Origin of the sequence: Nocardia sp. NPDC056100, assembly GCF_042266325.1 — a bacterium.
Classification (GTDB): Bacteria; Actinomycetota; Actinomycetes; order Mycobacteriales; family Mycobacteriaceae; genus Nocardia.
Window position 1 is genome coordinate 329,344 of sequence record NZ_JBHJVY010000001.1, and the last position, 18,555, is coordinate 347,898.

General features: G+C 66.5%; 14 protein-coding genes and 1 riboswitch. Of the genes, 8 read left to right on the plus strand and 6 right to left on the minus strand.

Annotated elements, in window-relative coordinates:
- The first annotated feature begins 27 nt into the window (after positions 1–27).
- Positions 28–843, plus strand: coding sequence for an SDR family oxidoreductase (locus ACFC0O_RS01585; protein ID WP_375952821.1), 816 nt, complete (start codon positions 28–30; stop codon positions 841–843).
- Here ACFC0O_RS01585 and ACFC0O_RS01590 read toward each other — a convergent pair whose 3' ends face one another.
- The gene (locus tag ACFC0O_RS01590) at positions 844–1,533 is read right to left on the minus strand and encodes a respiratory nitrate reductase subunit gamma (protein WP_375952824.1); all 690 of its coding nucleotides are present in this window, start codon (positions 1,531–1,533) and stop codon (positions 844–846) included.
- 175 nt (positions 1,534–1,708) lie between these two features.
- Positions 1,709–1,879, plus strand: a riboswitch (M-box (ykoK) riboswitch).
- 239 nt (positions 1,880–2,118) lie between these two features.
- Here ACFC0O_RS01590 and ACFC0O_RS01595 point away from each other — a divergent pair.
- Complete coding sequence (locus ACFC0O_RS01595) at positions 2,119–2,295, plus strand: hypothetical protein (RefSeq protein ID WP_375952826.1); 177 nt, start codon at positions 2,119–2,121, stop codon at positions 2,293–2,295.
- 14 nt (positions 2,296–2,309) lie between these two features.
- Here ACFC0O_RS01595 and ACFC0O_RS01600 read toward each other — a convergent pair whose 3' ends face one another.
- Positions 2,310–4,373, minus strand: coding sequence for a neutral/alkaline ceramidase (locus ACFC0O_RS01600; protein ID WP_375952829.1), 2,064 nt, complete (start codon positions 4,371–4,373; stop codon positions 2,310–2,312).
- A 23-nt stretch (positions 4,374–4,396) separates the two neighbouring features.
- Positions 4,397–5,029, minus strand: coding sequence for a TetR family transcriptional regulator (locus ACFC0O_RS01605; protein ID WP_375952832.1), 633 nt, complete (start codon positions 5,027–5,029; stop codon positions 4,397–4,399).
- A 53-nt stretch (positions 5,030–5,082) separates the two neighbouring features.
- On the opposite strand from ACFC0O_RS01605, the gene ACFC0O_RS01610 reads away from it, so the two are divergent.
- The 3 genes from ACFC0O_RS01610 to ACFC0O_RS01620 all read left to right on the plus strand — a co-directional run bounded on the left by ACFC0O_RS01610 (position 5,083) and on the right by ACFC0O_RS01620 (position 8,561).
- Positions 5,083–5,763, plus strand: coding sequence for a class II aldolase/adducin family protein (locus ACFC0O_RS01610; protein WP_375952835.1), 681 nt, complete (start codon positions 5,083–5,085; stop codon positions 5,761–5,763).
- Entirely contained in the window at positions 5,760–6,695 is a 936-nt protein-coding gene (locus tag ACFC0O_RS01615) for a carbohydrate kinase family protein (RefSeq protein ID WP_375952838.1), read from the plus strand. The genes ACFC0O_RS01610 and ACFC0O_RS01615 overlap by 4 nt, the downstream gene beginning before the upstream one ends.
- 135 nt (positions 6,696–6,830) lie before the next feature.
- The gene (locus ACFC0O_RS01620; RefSeq protein ID WP_375952840.1) at positions 6,831–8,561 is read left to right on the plus strand and encodes a protein kinase; all 1,731 of its coding nucleotides are present in this window, start codon (positions 6,831–6,833) and stop codon (positions 8,559–8,561) included.
- Between the two features lie 12 nt (positions 8,562–8,573).
- On the opposite strand, the gene ACFC0O_RS01625 is transcribed toward ACFC0O_RS01620, so the two are convergent.
- Together ACFC0O_RS01625 and ACFC0O_RS01630 are read right to left on the minus strand one after the other, a co-directional pair.
- The gene (locus ACFC0O_RS01625) at positions 8,574–9,077 is read right to left on the minus strand and encodes a hypothetical protein (RefSeq protein WP_375952843.1); all 504 of its coding nucleotides are present in this window, start codon (positions 9,075–9,077) and stop codon (positions 8,574–8,576) included.
- Positions 9,078–9,176: 99 nt separating this feature from the next.
- Positions 9,177–10,043 carry a hypothetical protein gene (locus tag ACFC0O_RS01630; protein ID WP_364635390.1) on the minus strand — a complete coding sequence of 289 codons (867 nt, stop codon included), beginning with the start codon at positions 10,041–10,043 and terminating at the stop codon, positions 9,177–9,179.
- Between the two features lie 43 nt (positions 10,044–10,086).
- Here ACFC0O_RS01630 and ACFC0O_RS01635 point away from each other — a divergent pair, with 43 nt between their 5' ends.
- On the plus strand, positions 10,087–12,111 hold the full coding sequence (locus ACFC0O_RS01635) for an MAC/perforin domain-containing protein (protein ID WP_375952846.1): 2,025 nt from the start codon (positions 10,087–10,089) through the stop codon (positions 12,109–12,111).
- A 64-nt stretch (positions 12,112–12,175) separates the two neighbouring features.
- Here ACFC0O_RS01635 and ACFC0O_RS01640 read toward each other — a convergent pair whose 3' ends face one another.
- The gene (locus tag ACFC0O_RS01640; RefSeq protein ID WP_375952849.1) at positions 12,176–13,102 is read right to left on the minus strand and encodes a cyclase family protein; all 927 of its coding nucleotides are present in this window, start codon (positions 13,100–13,102) and stop codon (positions 12,176–12,178) included.
- A gap of 168 nt (positions 13,103–13,270) precedes the next feature.
- On the opposite strand from ACFC0O_RS01640, the gene ACFC0O_RS01645 reads away from it, so the two are divergent.
- Positions 13,271–17,173 (plus strand): Pls/PosA family non-ribosomal peptide synthetase, encoded by a 3,903-nt coding sequence (locus ACFC0O_RS01645; RefSeq protein ID WP_375952852.1) that lies wholly within the window; start codon positions 13,271–13,273, stop codon positions 17,171–17,173.
- Positions 17,173–18,516 (plus strand): M1 family metallopeptidase, encoded by a 1,344-nt coding sequence (locus ACFC0O_RS01650; protein WP_375952855.1) that lies wholly within the window; start codon positions 17,173–17,175, stop codon positions 18,514–18,516. The genes ACFC0O_RS01645 and ACFC0O_RS01650 overlap by 1 nt, the downstream gene beginning before the upstream one ends.
- Positions 18,517–18,555: the final 39 nt, after the last annotated feature.

Here is an 18,555-nt window from a genome sequence, read left to right on the forward strand (position 1 = left end):
TCGACCGCTATCGCCAGGGAGGCCCGAATGTCCCAGCCCGCCAATGCTTCCCAGGCTTCCCAGCCCGCCGTCCTGATCACCGGGGCGGCGGCGGGCATCGGCCGCGCCATCGCGGCCAAATTCGCGGGACAGGGCTGGACGGTCGGCATGTACGACATCGATGCCGAGGCCGTGGCGCGCACCGCCAAGGAGATCGGCGGGACCACGGTCACGGGGGCATTCGACGTGACCGATCCGGCGGGGTGGGAGCAGGCGCTCGCGGACTTCACAGCTGCCACCGGCCGGCTGGATCTGCTGGTCAACAATGCGGGCATCCTGCACTCCGGCCCGTTCGGGGATATCTCCCTGGAGCGTCAGCACCGTCTGGTCGATGTGAATATCAAGGGCGTGCTGAACGGCTGCCATACCGCGCTGCCGTATCTGCGCCGCACACCCGGCAGCCAGGTCATCAATCTGGCCTCGGCCTCGGCGCTGTACGGCCAGCCCGGTCTGGCGGTCTACGGGGCGACCAAGGCGGCGGTCCGCAGTCTCACCGAGGCGCTCGATCTGGAATGGCGGCACTACGGCATCGCCGTGCGGGATCTGCTGCCGCTGTTCGTGGCCACCGACATGATGACCGAGGTGACCCGGGGCTCGAAATCCTCGGCCACGCTGGGCGTGCGCCTTACCGCCGATGATGTGGCGAACAGTGTGTGGCACACCGCGACTCACCGCCGAGCGGTGCGCGGTTCACACGTGCTGGTCGGTTTGCAAACCAAAATCACCGCCGCCGCCACCCAGCTCTCCCCCGCCTGGCTCAACCGGACCGTCGTCGGCTGGATCAGCAAGGCCGATTCGCTGTAGCTACGCGGGCCGACGCTGCTTGCGCGACAACGGGATCGGCATCCCGCGCAACACGCCCGCGGCGCGCCGCAGCATCCGAGACACCGGCACCGTGAAGATGCCCGCCAAACGCGTGTACGGCCAAATCGCGATGAGCGTGATGACGATCAGCCCGCGCGCCTGATAGATCACCGGCGCATGCTGCATGACCTCGGGATTCGGATGCAGCGTGACCAGCGAACGGCACCAGGTGTACAGCGTCTCGGCCGTGCGATAGCGATCATCGGTGGAGTACGGATCGAAGGTGACCAGCACCGAGGACAGCAGCGCGGCCACCAGCACCGGCAGCGTCATGCGATCGATCGGGGTGACGTGCGGACGGGATTCGGCGGTGATGAGCGGCGGGATCAGGATCAGGCCCGCGCCGATCACCGCCAGCGGTATCGCAATGCATTGCGCCAGCGTCAGAATCACGTCGACGGTGCCGTGCGAGCGCGAATGCGGCCCGGAGACAACGACTTCGGCGATCCGCACCGTGAACAGCACCGGCACGCCGGTCCGGAAGGCGAGGCTGCCGAAGCGTTGCGGCCGATCGATATGCGGGCCGTAGAGGTAGCTCAGGAACCGATCGCGACGGAAGCGCCAGATGTGTCCCCCGACACAACACAGCACGGCGGCGACAGGCAGGAAGACCCACAACAGATACATCATGGTTAGACTTCCTCGTCCGATCGATCGTGCTGTTGCGCACCACTGTTGCACGTGCATCCGCGCTGCGAAAGAGGCGAATTCTGCGAATTCCCGGCGCAATTCCGGGACGCTACGCGTCGGCCGCCCGGCGCGCAGCTGTTTGACACATCGGCGATCCACGGGCAGCATGGTCGAGTCAGCACCTCGCTAGGCGAGGCTCCTGTTCGAACACAGGCCACTGATCCGACGACGTCGAGAGACGCCCAGGGTTAGGACAGATCGCTCCGGATTAAGGGGCTATCCAAAGTGGCTTCCCCAGCCGGGGATACGTCGTTCAGTGCCGAAGCTCTGACGAGAGGGGTGCTCGCCATATCGTTCGGATTGGCGGATTCTCCCTCTGTGTCGCGTGGTTCGCACCGCGCGGTCTGACGTGATCGACGCCCGCGTGCGTCCCGGCGGCAAGGAGGTGAGGAGTGAAGTGAGTTCCGGCGATAGTCCGTATCCGAGTACGGATACACCATTCACGTTCATACCCGCCTGCCGCGGTTATTCAGTCATGCGCTGAATCAGGTTGCGGCAGCGGACTTTTCCTCCAAGGAGGCTGTCATGACCTTTATCGCTTTCCAGCGCCCGATGTCGGTACTGTCGGTGCTCGGCGAATCCGCCCAGCGCATCAGGGAGCGCCACACCCTGACCCCGCAGGAGCGGCACAATATGTCGCTGTCGCGGGATCGGGTGGCGGTGCACACCGCATCGCTCGGTGGGCACCCGTTCCACCACTGACCTGCCGAATCGAGCTACGAAACCACGAATTCCATTGAGGTGCCGGTGAATCCGGCGGTCTGGCCGGCGGCGTCCTTACTGTCGCCGAAATACCGGATCCGATATTTCCCGATCCTGGTCCCGGCCGGGATCGTCCAGCGGACCTGGATCAGCGAGGCCGCCGGATTGTCATCGGGTCGCCGCCAATGCAATTCGGTGCACCAGTCGTTATCGTCGAATACCCGCTCCCAGCCGTCCCCGGTCGAGCGCTGCACCTCGAAATAGGTGCCGCCCAAACGGAAGTCGTTGTTCGGGTGCGCGCCCGCGAATTCCACCGACACCAGATCTCCGGCGGTGTTGTTCGCGGGCGGCTGGGTCAGCACATCACCGAAGGCGCGGCCGGCGACCGGGACGTCGGCCGGGACCGGGGCCAGCAGATTGGGTTGCAGGCCGAAATTCCAGTCCAGCGGCGCGGGTCCGCGGCCGATATCGGTGCGCGCGGCCACCGCGCGGGCGAGCCGATCGAATTCCTGCATATAGGCCGACAATGTCCAACGGCCGTACAGGGTTTCACCGCCCTCGTACTGCTGGGAGACGTACTCCTCGGGCGTGGTCACATAGCCGCAGTAGCCGTTGGCGTACCCCTGCATCAGCACGTTCTCCAGCGGCACCCCGAGGGCGCGCGCGACCACCCGGCGCACCCGCAGGCCGGAGACGATGGTGAATTCCGCTGGGCCCGAAGCCAATACCAGATCACCGATGCGCATGATCTGGATCGCCACCACCTGCGGCACCCACGGGCGCGGCGGCAGGATGCCGAGCGGGACGATGGCGAGCTTGGGGGCCTGCACATCGCGCATCCACTCTTCGATGGGCGCGTCGACGCCGCCGAGCGCGGCCACCATCGGATTGGTATCGCCCTCGTGCAGGAACGGGATCTGGGTGTTGTAGTTGTCCTCGGAACTGGTGGCGACCGCGGCCGCGCCCATCATGGCGGGTGCGGTGCGGGCGGCCTTACCGTCCGGGGTGTACGAGCCGTCGATGAAGGTGTCGGCCATATTCACATAGCGGATGACCGAATCGACACCGCCGGTGGACATGGCGCGCGCGGCGGCGAAAGCCGTTCGCCCGGCCTGATATTGGCGTTCACCGATCATGGCGCAGTTGGCGCGATTGTCCTCGGTCGGCCCGGCCGGATGCCACGGGCGGGTCCACAGGTTGGGGGTCATATCGCCCGGATTGGTCTGCGGGAACGCGGCGATGAAACCCGGCTGCCCGTCCAGATACCGCGCGCCCATCTCATCGTGCTCCCAGCGGTAGCTGGCATAGCCCTTGTTGTCGACCGAGATGAGCGTGTTGTGATCGGTGAGCGAGGTGCCGTGCGTGGCGAACCAGGTGATCGCGCCGACGTCCCTGCCGCCCTGCTTCAGTCGCAGCACGGTGACGGCCGGATCGATGGCATCCGGGAATTCGGCCTTGTCATCGGCCGGATTGAGGTCGAAGGCCACCCGGGAGCGATTGGCGCTGGCATCGTGCAGCTCACCGTGGCCGATCATGATGGTGCCCGGGGCCAGGCGCTCGTGCGCGTTCGCGATGGCGGTGACGATGCCGTTCACCTCGGCGTCGTATGAGTTCTGCTGGAACCCTTGCGCGGCAAGGGAATACGCGTACTCGCGAGCGGTGCCGCCGCAGGAATTGTGATTGTGCGTGGCATTGAGATTCACATTGCGCTCGGTGTACAGATCACCGAATCGCTTGGCCAGCTCCACCATCACGGCCAGGTGCACCGACTGGAACAGACAGGCGTTATCGGTGTTCACGAACGCCACCCGATCACCGGTCACCTGATCGACGATGATGTACGCACGCGCCCAGCAGCGCATGAGCAGACCGGTGGTGACCTGATCCAGTTCGGAGTAGCCCATCATGCCCTGGCCCGCGGGCGCACCGGTCATATCGGCCATACCGCAACCGACGAGATAGTCCGCGCCGCCGCCCGGTTCGGCCGCGGCCGTACCCGCGCCGAGGAAGCCGGTCGCGCCCAGCGCGGCGGCGGAAGCGGCCGCGCCTGCCAGCGCGGATCGCCGGGACACTCTCATCGAATACTCCTTACGTATGTCGGTCACGGACCGGTCCACTGACTCGCGTACGCGCGCAGCGCGATCTTGGCCTGGCGCAGCAGATCCGGATCGCCGTCCGGATCGGAACGGAAGGCTTCCTGCATCACCGCATCTCCCATCAGGTGTGCGGTGCGGCAGGCGGTATCCAGATCGGCGGTGTCCGCGGCGACGCCCTGCGCGATCATGATCTCGCGGAGCGTAACCGCCATTCGGCGTTTATGCTCGCGGTCCGCCGCGCGCGCCGCCTCGGTGAGGTGCCGGCCGAACCAGAGTGCGCGGAATCCGGGCTCACTGCGATACAGGTGCGCGAAGGCATCGATCAGCACATCGGTGGGGTCCGGCCAGGGTGCGGCGCGGGCGAGTTCCAGCAGTGCGGCCATGCGGGATTCGATCATGGCGAGATAGGACCCGGCGAGCGCCTCGATAATGGCGTCGCGATCGGGGAGGTACTGGTAGAGCGAACCGACCGAAATGCGCGCCTCGGCCGCCACTCTGATCATGGTCAGCGATTCGACGCCTTCGGTCCCGAGTAGTCGATCCGAGACCTCGAGCACCCGGGCCAGGCGTTGCCGACTGCGGGCCTGGCGCGGCACGCGGCGCAGCAGGGCGTCGGGCAGCTCCAGCGAGGCGGACATTTCGGCTCCGAAGTTAATGTGAATCGAATTCAGGTTTGGGTAGGGTAGCCGCCATGAGCAGTCCCGCGCCAGCCGAAAGCGCCCGTGTCGCAGCCGCTTCCCGGCGTTTGGCCGAGGAGGGGCTGCTGATCGGCACCGCCGGAAATGTGAGTATGCGCCATGGCGATCTTGTCTCGGTCACCCCCACCGGTGCGGTGCTCGGCGACATCGACGCGGCCGATATCACCGTGGTCGATCTGGACGGTGGAATCGTGGCGGGAAAATACGCGCCGACCTCGGAACTCGGTCTGCACCTTGATATCTACCGCGCCTATCCGGCGCGCGCGATCGTGCATACGCACGCGCCGAAATCGACGGCCGTCGGCTGCGTGCTCGATGAGCTGCCGGTGCTGCACTATCAGCAGCTGGTGCTCGGCGGTGCGACACCGGTCGTGCCCTTCCATCCCTTCGGCACCCCGGAACTCGCGTCCGCGGTGCGAGAAGCCCTGCGGGGCAAGCAGTGCGCGCTGATGGCCAATCACGGCGCGGTGGCGCTCGGCGCGGATCTCGATCAGGCCGTCGAGTACGCGCTGCTGCTGGAGTGGGCGTGCACCCTCTACCTCGATGCCCGGACCATCGGAACGCCGCGCCCGCTGACGGCCGAACAGCAGGCCGCCGTCATCGAAGTCGCCTGGCGCACCGGATACGGCACCCGCAAACCGCTCGACGGCCGGCTCGATAGGGATAACAGATGAAGGTCATCACACTGGGCGCGCACGTCCTGGATATTCTGGTCCGACCGGTCGACGGGATTCCGGAAGGTCAGCAGACCGCGCTGGTGCAGGACATTCGCATCACCGCCGCGGGCACGGCCGCCGGAACCGCGCTGACGCTGGCCAAGCTCGGGGCGCGGGTCCGCACCGCAGGAGCCGTCGGCACCGATTCGACCGGGGATTTCCTTGTCTCCCTGCTGAATACGGCGGGAATCGATACCGCGCTCATCGTCCGCAAGTCGGAGCAGCCCACCTCGGCCTCGGTACTGCCCATCCGCCCCAATGGCGAACGCCCGAGCCTGCACCTGCTCGGCGCGAATCCCTTCTACACCCTCGACGATGTCGACTGGGATGCGCTGGCGGCCACCGACTTCCTGCACCTGGGCGGTCCCGAACTGCTCGGCGCACCCAATGCGGCGCGAATCCTGCGGCACGCCAAGGACAATGGCGCCACCACCTCAGCCGATCTCATCGCGCCCGGAGCACTGGGCAGCCTCGACGCCATCGCCGCCGCGCTCCCCCACGTCGACTACTTCCTGCCCAATGATGAACAGGCGCTCGGCTTCACCGGCGCGACAACGCTTTCCGCCGCCTGCGAGATCCTGCACGACGCGGGGGCGCACACCTTGGCGATTACCCAAGGCGCGGCCGGAGCCCTCCTCTCCACCCCCGAGGGCACGCACACCGTCCCGGCCTTCGCCGTGGACGTGGTCGACACCACCGGCTGCGGCGACGCCTTCTCGGCGGGCTTCCTGCGCGGGCTGGCCCTCGGCCGCGAGCCCGCCGCCGCGGCCATCCTCGGCAACGCGGTCGCGGCGCTGGTCGCACAGGGTCTGGGCAGCGATCACGGCGAATTCACACTGGCAACCGCAGACGCTTTCGCCGCGCAAACCCCGACCGTCACAACCCGATAGCCGGACCGGAATCCATTTCGGTCTGCCCCTGTTCCGCACGTGTGGATCCCGGCCGAAAGCATGCCGGGATGACGAGGGCTGGTGCACGGGGAAGGCGGGGTCGCACGGTTCGGACATGACTAATAGGCTGGCGCGGTGATTTCCGGGCGGACAGTGGTCGACGGGCGCTTCGAATTGCTCGAACCGCTCGGCAGTGGCGGTATGGGGACGGTGTGGCGGGCCTATGATCTGGCGCTGCATCGGGAGGTGGCGCTCAAGGAGGTGCGGGCGGCCGATCCGGACAAGGCCAGTTCGCCGGGGGTGCAGCGGGAGCGGGTGCTGCGCGAGGCGCGGGCACTGGCGCGGATCGGGCATCCGAATGTGGTTGCCATCCACCATATTGTCGATACGCCCGGTGAAGAGCATCCGTGGATCGTCATGGAGCTCGTGCGCGGGCGCAGCCTGGCCGATCAACTCGATCTGGGTCCGATGCCGCCGGATCGGGCCGCGCAGATCGGGCGCGGAATTCTCGCGGCACTGCGGGCCGCGCACGCGGTGGGGGTACTGCATCGCGATATCAAGCCCGCGAATGTGCTCATGCGCGAGGACGGTTCGCCGGTGCTCACCGATTTCGGCATCGCCGCGATCAACGGGCTGGAAGGGCTGACCTCCACCGGCAGCGTGGTCGGATCACTGGATTACGTGGCACCGGAACGACTGGGCGGGCAGGAGGGGCATCCGGCCTCGGATCTGTGGTCGCTCGGGCTATTGCTCTACGTCTGCGTCGAGGGCTATCACCCGATGCGCCGGGAGACCTCGGTCGCCACCCTGGCGGCGGTCATGCGCGGTGAGGTCCCGCCGCCGCGCCGCGCGGGCGCACTCACCCCCGCGCTCCAGGCGGTGCTGGTACCGCAGCCCGATCAGCGGCCCACCTCAGAACAGGTGGATTGGCTGCTGTCCCAGGCGATTACGGCTCCGAACACACCGATGCCGATGCCCGGGCCGCATCAGATGTCCGCACCGCAGCAACTATCCGTGCCGCACCATATGCCCGGGGTGTCGAGCCCGCATCACCCGCTGGCCACCTCCGGCCAGACCACCTATTCGGGACCCGTACAGCCGCTGGCGTACGGCGGACATCCGAGTCAGCCGAGTTATCCGGGGTATGCCGCAGCGCCGGTCTACACGGCACCGACCGCCTCCTCCCCCGGCATCGCGACGGATACCGCCCCCCGATCGCAGCGGCACTGGATCCTCGCCGGAGCCGCGGGTGCGGTCGTGATCGCGCTGATAGTCGTTGCGGCGGTGGCACTTCGGCCCAGCGGATCCGGTAGTGACCCGAATCCGCAGGCGCTGCCGAGCGTGCCCGGCGGCACCAGCATCGTGCGCGGCACGAACGCGGTCCCGCCGATCACGCAAACCAAGGCGAGTACAGGCACCGTCGACCTGCTGACCCCGATCGCGGTCCGCCAGGCCATCGCCTCCCTCGAACAGGCAACGGGCGGACAGCTTTTCACCGAAACCACCATCTACCCGGAGTTCATCAACACCGGAGCTCCGGTCAAGGATCGGCCGACCGTCTACGACGAGTACACCTATCGCAATGGCACGACCACCAGATCCGGTCCGGGCGGCCAACTCTCCGGTCATCCGACCGTGGCGCTGGGCGGTATCAACTGGGATATTCTCCCGGCGCTGCTGAGCACCGCCCAGGACAAGCTCGCCGTCCCGAACCCCAAGAACCACTACATCATCATTGATCCGGCCTGGACGTTCAACGACAACAAGCCGACCCTGCTGGTGTACTACTCGGACGAGTACAACGGCGGCGGCTATGTCGCGGCCAATGTCGACGGCAGCATCGTGAGCGTCTACAACAGCAAGTAACGCACGCCGCGGTTACGGCATCACCCCGCGCGGCACCACGCGGATGAACGTGATCGAACTGTCCGGCGCGACAGCGGATTCGGGATCCTGGCAGCCGACGGTGACCTCGTCACCGGCCGGCGCGGAGAAGGTCTGCTGTGTCACCCAGGAGGTTTCGCGCACCTGCTCGCGGTACACCCCGTCGGGCCTGCGCAGTTCGAGCACGGTCCCATTGCGATCGGTGGCGGTGCAGCGCAGCGCGGTCGCGGTGGCGGGATTCCAGCTCTCCGGGACCTTGATATCCATGACCGCGTCGGCGGGGATCGGCACCGTCTTGGTCTGCCCGATCAGTACGCGGACGCCGCCGCCGCGTTCGGCGTCATCGTCGGCGAGCGGGTCGGCCGTGGGGGTGCCGGTGGCAGAGGTGGTGGTCGTGGTCGATCCGCTCGCCTCGGTCTTGCCGGAATCGCTGCTCGAACAGCCTGCGACGGCGGCGGTGGCGATCAGCAGGGGCACTGCGGTCCAGACAAGCTTCATGGTCGTCATCCTCTCGTTCGCGGGTCCCCGACAATTTCGTGTAACCGAAAGTATCAGTTAGCTGAATAATTGCCAGTGACCTGCACCATAACGTGAGGACTACCGCAGCAGATTGACAATCTGACGATACGCGGTGCGAGTCGGCGGAGCGAGCTTCGACCAGCTCACCGCGCCGCCGGTAGCCAGATGCGCGTCATACGGGATCTCGGTGACCGCGCGGACATACTTTCCGAGGTACTGCCGGATATGTTTGGCATAACCGGGACCATCGGTCGGATTCTGTCGCGTCACCACGATGACCGCCTCGGCCAGGTGATACTCGCTGTAATTGTCATCCAGCCAGATCAGCGCGGGACGCAACCGGTTCACCGCGTCCGAACGCGCGGCCAGGGTGATCACCAGCGCGATGCGCGAATCCGCGAGCAGCGGCGCGACCATGCGATTGGTCACCGGTGACCCGCCGTCGTACACGGGCAGACAACCCGCATCACACAGACTCCGATGCACCGAGGCATAGCTCTCCCTGCGGGGCAGCGCTTCGGGACCGCGCGGCAGAATGCCGACGCTGGAGGTGTTCTCACCGCAGCTGTCCAGCACCGCCGAGGCCAGCCCGCGGTGGCTCATATTCAGCCAGGACTGCACCGTGCCCGCGGCATCGATTGCGTCGCAACCCCTTCGGGCCAGATCGCCGCCGGTGGCGGTGGCGTCCACCACGATCGGCGAATGCTCGCGATAGTTATAGGAGGCGGCGGTGGCCACCCCGAGCGCGGTGGTGGTGGTCCCCGCGCCGCCGGAACTGCCCAGCACCAGTACAGGCGGCAGATCGGCCCAGAGCAGGAACCCATTGGAGCTGCGCAGGCGCACCACATCGGTGGGGGCGCCGGGCGGGGCCGGGCGCAGCAGTACGGACAGATCGGTGGGGGTGTTGGAGAGCGCGGCGGGGTGATCGGGAAAGCTCAGGGACACTCGAGATTCCTTTGTTCGAGCGGCATCTGTTCGAGCGGTATCGATGAAGTTCTTCGGTTACTGCGCGCATACCCCCTTGCCGCTGCCCAAAAGAGTTGCAGAACAACTCCTTTCAGAGTGGAACGATAGTACATCGATCGAGGTGCCGGGACGATTCGGGGAGGATCTCCGCACCGGCAACCACGCGGCGCGAGCACCGCCGGTAGCAGACCACTCCGGCCGTTATATGCGGGCTACTGTCGCGCAAAAAGGCTGTGGGAGAACGCGGAAAACCCGCGCCGTGTCGAATGACATGGCGTTGTTCACGCTTTCGTGGGGTGTATTGCGGAATACCTTCGAATTAAGTTGTAACCCATTGGATTCGAACTGGACAACCGTATCCTTGTCGCGGGGACGGCTACGGAAGGAACACACCATGTCGCTGATACCCGGCGCCAGTGCAATCGGGCGCGGATTCAACATCCTCGGCACATACAGCACCCGATCGCTGATGCCACAGCAAATCGTGAATCTCGGCCCCGACGCCCGGAACTGGGAATACCCGCCGAGTGGCATCACCTACCAGGTGCCGGAGAACGCCACTCCGATCGAGTACACCAATACGATGGGCTCGTCCTACGTATACAACACGGTCTCGCAGTTCCAGTCGCACTTCTCGCAGAAGGCCGAAGTCCAGGCCTCGTACGGTGCGTTCAGCGCGCAGTTCAATGCCGCTTACAGTAAGACCGTAAATACCGACCAGTCATATTATTACGGCATTTACGAAGCCGATTTCACCGCCTGGGAACTCAATCTCAACCATACGTCCACCCAATGGCTGAGTGCGGACTTCCGCGATGATCCCGACATCAAGAACCTGCCGAGCACCTTCAACTCCGCCAATCAAGAGCAATTCTTCGCCGTATTCCGCAAGTGGGGAACCCATTTCGTGGGACAGGTGGTGGTCGGCGGCAGCCTGGACTACTACGAGGCGGTGCAGACCATGTACACCTCCAACCAGTCGCAGGTCAGCGCCAATATCGAGCTCGAGTACAAGGCCGTGTTCACCTCCAGCAAGGCCGAATCCCATACGCAGTGGGAAGAACTCACCAAGACCTGGTCGGACAGCCGGCTAGTCACGGTGAACGCGACCGGCGGCGACGCCTCCGCACTCAACGCACTCACACCCGGCTATGGCGATTCCAAGGTGGGAGTGTTCGACGCGTGGTCCGCGGCGCTGATGAAGAACCCGTCGGTCATCGATTTCAATCTGCGCCCGCTGAACATGCTGTTCTCCGGCAATCAGGCGACCGCGGTGGCCCAGGCGCTGGAGGCCTATACCAATGGCGCGATTCTGACCTATGCCGCAACCGATTACACCCCGCATCGCGCACCGGGCGGCGGCAATGTCAGCACCAGCTGGGGCATCATCACCAATGGCCGAGTCGCGACTCCGGTACCGGAAGTGGATCCGCCGGCCCCGACGGTCATTGCTCCCGGAGAGGTGGCGCCGGTCGGCGGTTATCAGCTGGCACTATATGACTCGACAACCTTCGAACCGCTCATGGTGCATCTGTATTACCAGACGTACCAGCCCAATTCACTCACTCCGGATCCAGCCATCTACAAGGCCATGATGAAGGATCTGAATGGGGTGAAGAGCACCGGCTACATCGCCGCGGTGACCGGCTTCGGCATCGATCTGCTGAACTATCCCTCGCAGGATTTCCAGCATTGGCTGTTGAGCATCGGCGCGACCATGCAGGGGTGGAAGAAATTCGTCGGCTATCCGGATAAGGGCGGCTCGGCCTGCTACACGGTGGTCGGCAGGCAGGGTTCGGCACCCGGTTTGGCACTGGAAATCCTACAGGCCGTCTACTCACCCAACACCTGGTTGGCAGAGCCGTACTACTTCAATATGAATGCCTCGGTCGTCGGCCTGACCTATGCGCGCTCGGCTACCGCCGCAACCAAGAACCACGCGATCGGTTCGGTGGCGAAGTCACTCGAGCCCGAACAGCCCCATAAGCCACAGCAGCCCACAAAGCCGCACAAGCCCGAGGATCACGGTTCGCATCACCACAAGTAGGTAAACGGCGCACCAATTCTCGATGCCCTCCCGCACACGAATGCGGGAGGGCATCGATCACGCCTCAGAGAATGGCGATCGGCGCGACCGGAGCGCCGGTGCCGCCGACGAACGGTTCCGGTGTGGCCGAGAGCAGGAATTCATAGCGCTGCTCCTCGGCGCAGACCCGGGACAGTTCCTCCAGATTCCAGTTCTGGCCCTGCAGCATGCCCATCTCCACCAGATGCAGCGCGTGCACCGGCAGCCATAGATTCTCGATCTCGGGCGGGAAGATCTCGAAGGTCAGCGTGTCATTGGCCACGGCCGCGACATCGCGGGCATGAAACCATTCCGGGCAGCGCACCGACAGCCCCGGTGACGGAACGCCGTAACCGTGCCGGTCACCGGCCAGAAAGAGCCGGATCTGACCGGTGCGCACCAGCACCAGATCACCCGCGCGCACCCGCACCCGGCCGTATTCCTCGGCCAGTTCGAGGTCCTCGGGGGTGACCGCGTGGTCCGCGGGCAGGCGTTCGAGCCCCAGCGCGCCGGCCACATCCAGCAGCACGCCGCGCGAGACGATATGGCGCACCTTGTCTATGGCGCTGTACGTCGCGCCGCCGTGCGCGGTGATGCTGTCGGCGGGGCGGTTGTTGTAGATGCGCCCGTTGTACGACACGTGCGGTAAAGCGTCCCAATGGGTCCCGGCCTGCAATGCCATGGTGACCACGTCATCGCTGGTGGCAACGGTGTCGGGACCGAACATCTCCCAGTTGATCGCGATCATGCTGTGCAGCGGGTTGACTCGGCCCCGGATCATGCCGGTCTGAATGCCCTGCTGGCTCAGCGGTACCGCCAGGGCGACGCGCCGCCCGCTGCGTACCGTGGCCGCGGCGGCGCGCACCACATTGTCGGTGATGAGGTTGAGCGTGCCGATCTGATCGTCGGAACCCCAACGGCCCCAATTGTTCACGCGTTTGGCGAGGGCGAGGAATTCGGGTGGGAAAGCCATACCGGGGTAACTTACCCACCGCACTCCGGCGATCCGCACACACCAGACAATCCACACGCCTAGTACCGTGGACCATTGGTCACCGTGGAGTTCGCCCGCTGGTAACCCTCGTGTGAAACAACAGACGCACAAGCGCTGGGCAGTTCTATGAGAGGTGGGCACGACGCCATGCAGCAGTCCCCGGTCGATACGGCGATGGGCGCCAGCCCGTTGCTGCGGGCCACATTGGCGCCACCTGTGCGGACGCTGGTCGAGTTGCTGGCCGCCACCGCGGCCGAGTTCCCCGAGGCCGCCGCCATCGACGACGGCGAGGCGATTCTCAGCTATTCGGAGTTGCTGACCGAGATCGATCACGAGGTCGGCCGCCTGGCCGCGGCGGGTGTGCGCGCCGGTGATCGCGTGGGCGTGCGCATGCCGTCCGGCACCCGGGCGCTCTACATCACCATTCTCGCGGTGCTGCACGCCGGTGCGGCATACGTCCCGGTGGACGCCGACGATCCGGACGAACGCGCGCGGCTGGTCTTCGGCGAGGCGAAGGTGAGCGCCATCGTCACCGGCGACGGCATCGAAAGCACCGGCGCGACAACGGAATCGGCGGAGGAATCGGCGACGCCGGGGTCGACCGCGCATCCCACCCCGGACGATGACGCCTGGATCATCTTCACCTCCGGCTCGACCGGAACCCCCAAAGGCGTTGCGGTGACCCATCGCAACGCCGCCGCCTTCGTCGACGCCGAGGCCCGGTTGTTCCTGCAGGGCGAGCCCATCGCCCCGGGTGATCGGGTGCTGGCCGGGCTCTCGGTCGCCTTCGACGCCTCCTGCGAGGAGATGTGGCTGGCGTGGCGGCACGGGGCCTGCCTGGTGCCCGCACCGCGCGCGCTGGTGCGGACCGGTGCGGATCTGGGTCCGTGGCTGGTGCGCCGGGAGATCAGCATCGTCTCCACCGTGCCGACGCTGGCCGCCACCTGGCCCGCCGAAGCGCTGGATTCGGTGCGCCTGCTCATCTTCGGCGGTGAGGCGGTGCCGCCGGAATTGGCCGAGCGGCTCGCGGGCACGGCCGATCGTGAGGTGTGGAACACCTACGGCCCCACCGAGGCGACCGTGGTGGCGTGTGCGGCCCTGCTGAACGGCGACTGGCCGGTGCGCATCGGCCTGCCGCTGGACGGCTGGGATCTGACCGTCATCGACGCCGCCGGAAATCCGGTGGCCGAGGGCGAATCCGGTGAGCTGGTCATCGGCGGCGTCGGCCTGGCCCGCTATCTGGACCCGGCCAAGGATGCCGAGAAGTACGCACCGCTGGAGTCGGTCGGCTGGGAACGCGCCTATCGCAGTGGCGATCTGGTGCGCAATGACAGTGCCGGACTGGTGTTCCTGGGCCGCGCCGACGATCAGATCAAACTGGGCGGGCGGCGCATCGAACTCGGTGAGATCGATAACGCGCTGCAGCATCTGCCCGGTGTGACCGGCGGTGCGGCCGCGATTCGAACCACCAAGGCGGGCAATAAGATTCTGGTCGGATATCTGACCGGACCGGGCGCGGACTACGACGTCAAGGCCGCGCGCGCCATTCTCGCCGAACAGCTGCCCGCGCCACTGGTGCCCCGGCTCGCGGTGGTGGCGGATATGCCCACCCGCACGTCGGGCAAGGTCGATCGCGATGCGCTGCCCTGGCCGCTGCCCAAGGTGACCGAGGTCGATCCGGGACTCACCCCGACCGAACAATGGGTTGCGGGACTGTGGGATTCGATCCTCGGCGCGGAGGTCACCGATCCCAATGCCGACTTCTTCGATCTCGGCGGCGGTTCGCTCGCGGCCGCACAGCTGGTGACCGGACTGCGCGAACGGCATCCGCAGATCACCGTCGCCGATCTCTACGATCAGCCCCGGCTCGGCGCGCTGGCCGCGATGCTGGACGCCCGGGCTCCGGTCGCGGCGGTGCAGGACCGGGTGGTCGCACCGGTGCCGCTGCCCGCGCAGCTGTTCCAGGTGCTGGCCACCATCCCGCTCACCACGCTGACCGGATTGCAGTGGCTGACCTGGCTGGCCATCGTCGGCAATATCGCGTCCTGGAACGGGTCGCTGCCGTGGCTGCCGCACCTGTCATGGTGGTGGGCGCTGATCGCCTTCCTGCTGTTCATCTCGCCGCCCGGCCGAATGGCACTGTGCGTGGCCGGTTCCCGGCTGCTGCTGAGCAATGTGCAGCCGGGTGACTATCCGCGCGGCGGACTCGTACATCTGCGGCTGTGGACGGCCGTGCGGCTGTCCGAGGCCAGCGGTGCCGAGAATCTGTCCGGCGCACCGTGGATGGTGCCGTTCGCGCGCGCCCTGGGCTCGCGCATCGGCAAGGGCGTCGATCTGCACACCCTGCCGCCGGTCACCGGCATGCTCGAACTCGGTGACGGATGCAGTGTGGAACCCGAGGTCGATCTGTCGGGGTACTGGATCGACGGCGATACGGTGCATATCGGCCCGATCACCATCGGGCCGGGCGCCGTGGTCGGCGCGCGCTCGATTCTGCTGCCCGGCACCAGGATCGGCCGCAATGCCGAGATCGCACCGGGTTCGGCGGTCTCCGGACGGGTCAAGGCCGAACAGGCCTGGGCCGGATCACCGGCGGTGAAAGTCGGTAAGGCACAGCACGGCTGGCCCGACAACACGCCCGCGCGGGCGTCGCACTGGGTCGCCGTCTTCGGTATCACCTCGATGGCGCTGGCGGCGGTGCCGATCCTGGCGCTGGGCACCGGTGGCGCGTTCATCGCCTGGTGGATTCGCGATACCGCCACGCTCACAGCGGGACTCGGGCGCGCGTTCGCCATCCTGCCGGTCGCGGCGCTGCTGTGCCTGGGCGTGTACGCCGCGGTGACGATCATCGCGGTGCGACTGTTCAGCATCGGCCTCACCGCCGGATACCACCCGGTGCGCAGCCGGGTGGGCTGGCAGGCGTGGTCCACCGAACGACTGCTCGATTCCGCGCGCACCTTCCTTTTCCCGCTCTACGCAAGCCTTTTGACCCCGGTGTGGCTGCGGCTGCTCGGCGCGAAGGTCGGCAAGCACGTGGAAGCCTCGACGGTGCTGTTGCTGCCCAAGTTCACCACGGTCGCCGACGGCGCGTTCCTGGCCGATGACACCATGATCGCCAGCTACGAACTCGGCGGCGGCTGGCTGCATATCGGTGAGGCCAAGGTCGGCAAGCGCGCCTTCCTCGGCAATTCCGGAATGACCGCGCCGGGCCGCCGGGTGCCCAAGAACGGACTCGTCGCGGTGCTCTCGGCCGCGCCGTCCAAGGCCAAGGCCGGTTCCTCGTGGCTGGGCAGTCCGCCGGTACGCCTGCGTCGCACCGCCGGAACCTCCGATACCGCACGCACTTTCGATCCGTCCTGGCGGCTGCGGGTGGCGCGCGGCATCGTCGAGACCTGCCGCCTGATCCCGGTGCTGGTGACCTTCGCCATCGGCCTGGGCGTGCTGTTCACCCTGGCCTGGCTCGCCCAGCAGATCGGGCATCTGGGCACCGCGCTGCTGAGCGGGCTGGTGCTGCTGGCCGCCGGTGCGGTGGCGGGTGTTGTCTCGGTCATCGCCAAATGGTTGCTGGTCGGGCGGATCGGCACCGAGGAGCATCCGCTGTGGAGCTCGTTCGTATGGCGCAATGAAGTCGCGGACACATTCGTGGAACATGTTGCCGCACCGTGGTTCGCGCGCGCCGCAACGGGTACGCCGGTACTGAATCTGTGGCTGCGCGGACTCGGCGCGAAGATCGGGCGCGGGGTATGGTGCGAGTCCTATTGGCTTCCGGAGGCTGACCTGGTGACTCTCGGTGATGGTGCGACCGTCGAGCGCGGCTGTGTGGTGCAGACCCATCTGTTCCACGATCGAATCATGGCCATGGACACCGTAACCCTGGGCGCGGGAGCCACTTTGGGTCCGCACTGTGTGGCGCTGCCCGCGTCCGGCATCGGGGCGGGCGCGACCGTCGGCCCCGCATCGCTGGTGATGCGCGGTGACACCGTGCCGCCGTCCACGAGATGGTGGGGCAACCCCATCGCGCCGTGGCCGCACACCGGAGCGGCCGAGTGATGCCCGGCAAGTTCGCCGATGAGCCCATCGATGATTACCTGCCGCAGAACGGTAATCGCGGTTACCGGGTGTCCAGGTATGAGCTGGAGCTGGTCTACAAGGTAGCCAGCAACCGGCTCAGCGGGCGCGCGGAGATCACCGCGGTCACCACCGAGGTGCGCGAGCGGTTCGCACTGGACCTGTCGCAGGCGCTGGCCGTGTCGAAGGTGTTCGTCAATGGCACCCGGGCCGTGAAATACGCGCACCAGCAAGGCAAATTGGTGATCACGCCCGCGCAGCGGATTCCCGCCGGGGGTGTGCTGGCGCTGGTGATCCAGTACACCGGCGTGCCCAAACCGGTGCGCGGGCCGTGGGGTGAGGTCGGCTGGGAGGAGCTCACCGAGGGCGCGCTGGTGGCCAGTCAGCCCAATGGCGCGGCGTCCTGGTACCCGTGTGACGATCATCCGAGTTCCAAAGCGTCCTACCGGATTTCGATCACCACCGACACCCCGTACTACGCCCTGGCCAATGGCACCCTGATGCGCAAGCAGACCAAGGCCAGCCAGACCACCTGGGTGTACGAGCAGACCGAGCCGATGGCCACCTATCTGGCCACCATTCAGATCGGGCCGTATCGCAAACATCGGCTGGAGGCCCCGCGCGGCGCGGTCCCCATGCAGGCGGTGCTGCCGGTCCGGCTGCGCGCCGCCTTCGATCATGATTTCGCGCGGCAGCCGCATATGATGGAGGTCTTCACCGACCGGTTCGGCCCGTACCCGTTCGACGGGTACACCGTCGTCATCACCGATGACGAACTGGAGATCCCGATCGAGGCACAGGGCATCTCGATCTTCGGCGCGAACCACTGCGACGGCCACCGCGGCTCGGAACGCCTTGTCGCGCACGAACTCGCCCACCAGTGGTTCGGCAACAGCCTCACCCTGCGCCAATGGCGCGATATCTGGCTGCACGAGGGTTTCGCCTGCTACGCCGAATGGATCTGGTCCGAGGCGTCGGGCGGGCAGAGCGCGGACCAGCTGGCCCGCTCGGCCCACCATATGCTCTCGCGGCATCCGCAGGACATCCTGATCGGCGATCCGGGCCCCACCCGCATGTTCGACGATCGGGTCTACAAGCGCGGGGCCCTCGCCCTGCACGCGCTGCGCCTGCACCTTGGCGATCCGAAGTTCTTCAACCTGCTGCGCGAGTGGACCACCCGCTATCGGCACTCATCGGTCACCACCGACGAATTCACCGATCTGGCAGGCCATTACAGCTCGACCCCGCTGCGACCGCTGTGGGACGGCTGGCTCTACAGCCTGCCCCTCCCCCATCTGCCGCCGCCCCGGGTACTGAGCGCGTAACCCCGCGTCTACGCGCTCAGAGCCCTCCGGGTTGTGGAA

Excerpts from the sequence above, each read along its gene's own strand:
- ACFC0O_RS01585 (WP_375952821.1), top strand. The coding sequence starts at position 28 with ATGTCCCAGCCCGCCAATGCTTCCCAGGCTTCCCAGCCCGCCGTCCTG.
- ACFC0O_RS01590 (WP_375952824.1), bottom strand. The coding sequence starts at position 1,533 with ATGATGTATCTGTTGTGGGTCTTCCTGCCTGTCGCCGCCGTGCTGTGT.
- ACFC0O_RS01595 (WP_375952826.1), top strand. The coding sequence starts at position 2,119 with ATGACCTTTATCGCTTTCCAGCGCCCGATGTCGGTACTGTCGGTGCTC.
- ACFC0O_RS01600 (WP_375952829.1), bottom strand. The coding sequence starts at position 4,373 with ATGAGAGTGTCCCGGCGATCCGCGCTGGCAGGCGCGGCCGCTTCCGCC.
- ACFC0O_RS01605 (WP_375952832.1), bottom strand. The coding sequence starts at position 5,029 with ATGTCCGCCTCGCTGGAGCTGCCCGACGCCCTGCTGCGCCGCGTGCCG.
- ACFC0O_RS01610 (WP_375952835.1), top strand. The coding sequence starts at position 5,083 with ATGAGCAGTCCCGCGCCAGCCGAAAGCGCCCGTGTCGCAGCCGCTTCC.
- ACFC0O_RS01615 (WP_375952838.1), top strand. The coding sequence starts at position 5,760 with ATGAAGGTCATCACACTGGGCGCGCACGTCCTGGATATTCTGGTCCGA.
- ACFC0O_RS01625 (WP_375952843.1), bottom strand. The coding sequence starts at position 9,077 with ATGAAGCTTGTCTGGACCGCAGTGCCCCTGCTGATCGCCACCGCCGCC.
- ACFC0O_RS01635 (WP_375952846.1), top strand. The coding sequence starts at position 10,087 with ATGAAGTTCTTCGGTTACTGCGCGCATACCCCCTTGCCGCTGCCCAAA.
- ACFC0O_RS01640 (WP_375952849.1), bottom strand. The coding sequence starts at position 13,102 with ATGGCTTTCCCACCCGAATTCCTCGCCCTCGCCAAACGCGTGAACAAT.
- ACFC0O_RS01645 (WP_375952852.1), top strand. The coding sequence starts at position 13,271 with ATGCAGCAGTCCCCGGTCGATACGGCGATGGGCGCCAGCCCGTTGCTG.
- ACFC0O_RS01650 (WP_375952855.1), top strand. The coding sequence starts at position 17,173 with ATGCCCGGCAAGTTCGCCGATGAGCCCATCGATGATTACCTGCCGCAG.